Annotated in this window: 5 protein-coding genes; 2 read left to right on the top strand and 3 right to left on the bottom strand. The window is 69.4% G+C overall.

The window, feature by feature from the left end:
- Window positions 1-280 precede the first annotated feature (280 nt).
- Both phoH2 and AC2VNT_RS00495 read left to right on the top strand, forming a co-directional pair.
- Entirely contained in the window at window positions 281-1,588 is a 1,308-nt protein-coding gene (gene phoH2 / locus AC2VNT_RS00500; RefSeq protein ID WP_486944995.1) for an RNA 5'-3' helicase PhoH2, read from the top strand.
- A gap of 47 nt (window positions 1,589-1,635) precedes the next feature.
- A complete protein-coding gene (locus AC2VNT_RS00495) occupies window positions 1,636-2,460 on the top strand; it encodes a polysaccharide deacetylase family protein (protein WP_486944996.1) in 825 nt (274 codons plus the stop codon).
- Window positions 2,461-2,551: 91 nt separating this feature from the next.
- On the opposite strand, the gene AC2VNT_RS00490 is transcribed toward AC2VNT_RS00495, so the two are convergent.
- From AC2VNT_RS00490 to AC2VNT_RS00480, 3 genes are all read right to left on the bottom strand, one after another.
- Window positions 2,552-3,418 carry an SDR family oxidoreductase gene (locus AC2VNT_RS00490; protein ID WP_486944994.1) on the bottom strand — a complete coding sequence of 289 codons (867 nt, stop codon included), beginning with the start codon at window positions 3,416-3,418 and terminating at the stop codon, window positions 2,552-2,554.
- 4 nt (window positions 3,419-3,422) lie between these two features.
- Window positions 3,423-4,235, bottom strand: a complete 813-nt coding sequence (locus AC2VNT_RS00485) for a Cof-type HAD-IIB family hydrolase (protein WP_486944993.1) — start codon at window positions 4,233-4,235, stop codon at window positions 3,423-3,425.
- Window positions 4,236-4,257: 22 nt separating this feature from the next.
- Window positions 4,258-5,149, bottom strand: an 892-nt coding sequence (locus AC2VNT_RS00480) for a hypothetical protein (RefSeq protein WP_486944992.1), incomplete at its 5' end; no start/stop codon positions are given.

Below are 5,149 nucleotides of genomic sequence, written 5' to 3'. Positions count from 1 at the left end.
ACCCGACCAGCTGCGCCGGGTGATCTCCGACCGGATCAGCGCCTGGGGGTTGGCCGCCGACCCCGCTCTGCAGCAGTTCGTCATCGGCTGATCCCCGGCGCGCCTGCCCGGCCGGTACCGGTCCGCGGGGGTAGCGTCGCTACCGATGGCTAGCCAGCTGCTCTGCCGTCCAACCGGCATCACCGTTGCGATCACGGCAGGATCGGCCCCGATCCTGGTGCCGCCACCCCGTCGACCCCTCCGCGCGGGGCCGCGCGGACAATGACCGCAGGAGCGTCCCGTGGCTGATATTCGGACGTACGTGCTGGACACTTCCGTGCTGCTGTCGGACCCGTGGGCGTGCGCCCGGTTCGCCGAACACGAAGTCGTGGTGCCGCTGGTGGTGATCAGCGAGCTGGAAGCCAAGCGACACCACCACGAGCTCGGCTGGTTCGCCCGTCAGGCGTTGCGGCTCTTCGACGACCTGCGCTGTCAGCACGGCCGACTGGACGAGCCGATTCCGATTGGCGCACAAGGCGGTACCCTGCACGTCGAACTCAACCACTCCGATCCGGCGGTGTTGCCGGCCGGTTTTCGGACCGACAGCAACGACTGCCGGATCCTCACCTGCGCCGCCAACCTCGCCGCGGAAGGCCGCCGGGTGACCCTGGTGAGCAAGGACATCCCGCTGCGGGTCAAGGCCGCCGCGGTCGGCCTGGCCGCCGACGAGTACCACGCCCAGGACGTCGTCACCTCGGGCTGGACCGGGATGGGTGAGCTCGAGGCAACCGCCGAGGACATCGACGCGTTGTTCGCCGACTCCGAAATCGAACTGGCCGCGGCCCGGGATCTGCCGTGCCACACCGGGGTTCGCCTGCTCGGTGGGAGTAGCCACGCGCTGGGCCGGGTCAATGCCGGCAAGCGCATCCAACTGGTGCGCGGCGATCGGGAGGCGTTCGGGCTGCGCGGCCGCTCGGCCGAGCAGCGGGTGGCACTGGACCTGTTGCTCGACGAGTCGGTGGGCATTGTGTCGCTGGGCGGCAAGGCCGGCACCGGCAAGTCGGCGCTGGCGCTGTGCGCGGGTCTGGAGGCGGTGCTGGAACGACGGACCCAGCGCAAGGTGGTGGTGTTCCGCCCGCTCTACGCGGTCGGCGGCCAGCAACTGGGCTACCTGCCGGGCGGCGAGAACGAGAAGATGCAGCCCTGGGCACAGGCGGTCTTCGACACCCTGGAAGGCCTGGCCAGCCCGGACGTGCTCGACGAGGTGCTCTCCCGCGGCATGCTGGAGGTGTTGCCGCTGACCCACATCCGGGGCCGCTCGCTGCACGACTCGTTCGTCATCGTCGACGAGGCACAGTCGCTGGAGCGCAACGTCTTGCTGACCGTGCTCTCCCGGCTCGGTACCGGGTCTCGGGTGGTGCTCACCCACGACGTCGCCCAGCGGGACAACCTGCGGGTCGGCCGGCACGACGGGATCGCCGCGGTGATAGAGAAACTCAAGGGGCACCCACTCTTCGCCCACGTAACCCTGCTGCGCAGTGAGCGGTCGCCGATCGCCGCGCTGGTCACCGAGATGCTGGAGGAGATCAACCCGGCGTCGCTGCCCTAGCGCCGACGCTGCCGTAGGCTGCCAGGGTGCGCAGCTGGTTCAACCGGATGGTCGGCGGTGTCTCCGCCGCCGTGCTGGTCGGCGGCTGCACCGGACACCCGGTCGACGCGGAACCGGTGGATTGCGCGGTCGCCAAATGTGTCGCGCTGACCTTCGATGACGGACCCTCGCCGTACACCGACCGCCTGCTGCGGATCCTCGCCGACAATCACGCCACGGCGACGTTCTTCTTGATCGGCAACAAGGTGGCCGCCAACCCGGACGGCGCGCGACGCATCGCCGAGGCGGGCATGGAGATCGGCAGCCACACCTTCGAGCACCCCGACATGACGACCATTCCGCCGCAAGACGTTCCGGCTCAGCTGTCCCGGGCCAACGATGCGATCGCCGCGGCGACCGGCCAGACGCCAACGCTGTGGCGGCCGGCCGGCGGGCTCACCAACGACGCGGTGAACGCGGCGGCCGCCAACGCCGGTCTGGCCGGAATCCTCTGGGACGTCATCCCGTTCGACTGGATCAACGACGCCGACACCGCCGCCACCCGGTACATGCTGATGACCCAGGTCAAACCCGGATCGGTGGTGCTGTTCCACGACACCTACTCGTCCACCGTCGACCTGGTGTACCAGTTCATCCCGGTGCTCAAAGCCAACGGCTACCACCTGGTCACGGTGAGCCAACTGCTCGGCCCGCGGCAGCCGGGCAGTGTCTACGGCGGCCGGGAGAACGGCCCGCCGGTCGACGAGCTGCGCGACATCCCGGCGGCCGACATCCCAACCCTGCCGGCCACCCCGTCACCGCCGCCGATGCCGAACTTGCCGATCACCGATATCCCCGGCGCCAACTCCGGCGGACCGAACAACGGGTCGTAGCTGACCGGTCGCGGCGCGGTCTCGAATGACGGGGGATGTCGCCCATGGCCCCGGCGCCGACAGGCGTTCGACGGCGTACCCGGCGAACACGTCAGCCGACGACAGCTGTACCGGGAAAGCCTAGCTCGGCCACCCTTGCCCGGGTGGCCACCCACACCGTGCCCTCGGTTGCGCACAGCTCGGGGTGCCTGCTGGCCAGCTCGACGTCCGTCGGTCGCACGGCCACCGGGCTGCCGGCCGGCGCGGTGACGGGCGGGACCGATTTGCCGAGCAGTCCGGCGATGTAGCAGACCCACTCGGTCTTGGTCACCGCATCGGCGCCGACCGCGTGATAAATGCCTGACCGGGCGTCGGTCGAAACCAGCATGCCGGTCACCGACACCACGTGGCGCAGCGGAATCGGGTGGCGGCGCCGGTCATCTCGGGGCAGTGCGGCTCCATCGACGACGGCACGCAGCGCGTCGCCGACGGGATCCCGGTCGCCCCCGAAGAGCAGCGGCAGCCGGATCACCATGTTGTCACCGCGGCCCAACACCAGCTGCTCCGCTTCGGCCTTGTGCCGACCGTAGACCTGCAGCGGCGAGACCGGCGCGTCCTCGAGGTAGCGGCCGGGCGCCCCGAACACGTAATCCGTCGAGTAATAGACCAGCCGGCAACCGATCCCGTCTGCCGCCTCGGCCGCCCGGACCGCGCCGGCAACGTTCACCTCGTAGGACAGCGACGGATTCCGTTCGCAGCGGTCCGGGTCGGCGATCGCGACGGCGTAGACGACGACACGTGGATCGGCTGTCTCGATGGCCGCTGCGAGCTGTCCCTGGTCGCGTATGTCGACATCGTGTCGGGTCATTCCCCGAACGGAGAGGCCGGATTCCGGGAGGAACCGGGCCAGCGCCGCGCCGACCCGGCCCCCGGCGCCCAGCACCAGCACATCGGTCGGGGCGGAGTTCGACGCTGGCATCGGCTCAGCTCGCGATGGTGATTCGGTCCACCCACGCGGCCAGCGCTCCTGACCCCGGGCCGTCGATCAGCTCACCGGCCGCCGCCTTCGCCTGGGGACTCGCCGCGCCGACCGCCACGCCGTAGCCGGCCATCTGAAGCATCGAGGCGTCCGAGTCGCTGTCCCCGAAGGCCACCACCGCGTCCGGCGAGATGTCCAGGTCGCGGCAGAGTTCACGGACCGCGCGCGCCTTGTCGACCCCCCGGGACTGGACGTCACAGCAGTCCCAGCCGGCGGACATCGCCACCAGGGTGGCGGACCCGTGCACCGCGTCCAGCAGCGCCCGGCAGGCCGGTTCGCTGCCGCGGCACATGACCTTCAGCACCGAGTCGCCCGCCAGCTCCGTCAGGTCGGTGGCCGAAGATCGCGAGTCGGCGGTCAGGCCGGTCGCCTTCTCCTCGTGGTCGATCGCCGCGGCAGGCCCGATCGCCAGCCAATGCGACGGACGGTAGACGTTCACCAGGCCGCCGGTGTCGGCGAACCGGTGCAGCAGGTCGGCCAGCCGCTCGTCCATCACAAAGGTCTCGGTGACCAACTGCCGTCCGCCGGCGGATACCGCCAACGCGCCGTTGAAGCCGATCAGGTGCGCGGTGACCCCCACCCGCTGGGCGAACAGCTCCACCGACGCGAGCGGCCGGGAACTGGCGAAGGCGATCTGCAGCCCGCGCTGCTGCAGATCGCGCAGCGCCCGGGCGGTCACCTCGGAGATCGGGTTGGTGGTGTCGAGCAGCGTGCCGTCGAGATCGAAGACGACGAGTTGAGCGTGTACGTTGCGCATACGTCCGGGTCGCCGAATCCGGTTAGGCGTCGAGACGCCAGGTGTCGCGGGTGACGTCGGTGATCCGACGCAGCCCACGCTGGTGCACCGCTTGGGAGGGATCGGCGTCGATCGAGAACTCTTGCAGCACATCGGCGAGCAGCAGGGCGCCGGTGGCGTAGATCGCCACCGCGACGTTCGGCGACGCGTCCGGGTGGATGTGGAACGGCATGTCCGAGCAGAAGTGCATGGCTTCGTTGAAGTTGATCCGGGGATTGGCCTGGTCGCTGTCGATCTGCAGAACGGCGGCGACGACGCCGTCCATCACCCGACTCAGCTCGTTGTACACCTCCTCCAGGTGCGGCGAGTTCAGGCTGAGGTCGATGACCGCCGTGTCGCCGTCGACGTGGTGGCTGACCTCGTGGCGTCCCTCGTGCAGCAGGTCGTAGTGGCCGTTGTAGCTGTGCGACAGCTTGCCCAGGTCGTAGTAGATGTCGCAGGCGGGGTAGCCGCGCGGATCGACCAGCCAGAACTGCTCGGAGTCCTGGTCGTAGAGGATGTTCTCCAGGTGCAGGTCGCCGTGGATGTGCGGTGAGACACCGCGCGGTGTCAGGTCGGCGACGGCTCGGGTGTCGCGCTCCAGCTGGTACAGCATCGCCGGGATGTTCGGCATCACCCGGCCGTTTACCTGCAGCCGACGGCTGTGGATCAGCGGCTCGAAGGCCGGATCCAGGTCGATGGTGACCGCCAGCCGGCTCCAGACCCGGTCGAAGTGGTAGTCCTGGAGGTAGCCTGCCGGCGTCGGGCTCAAGTGTTTCAGGTAGGCGTGGTTGTACTCGTAGTCGAGCACCCGTTCGAGCACCGAACCGGCGTTGGCGGGGGTGATCTGCAGGTTGAGCAGCAGGTCGCGGAGGTTCGGGTGACCGACGTACTCC

The sequence above is a fragment of the Mycobacterium sp. TH-M15 genome (assembly GCF_057473705.1).
Note: the sequence above shows the minus strand (reverse complement) of the source record. Positions and strands in the feature narration are given on the sequence as shown.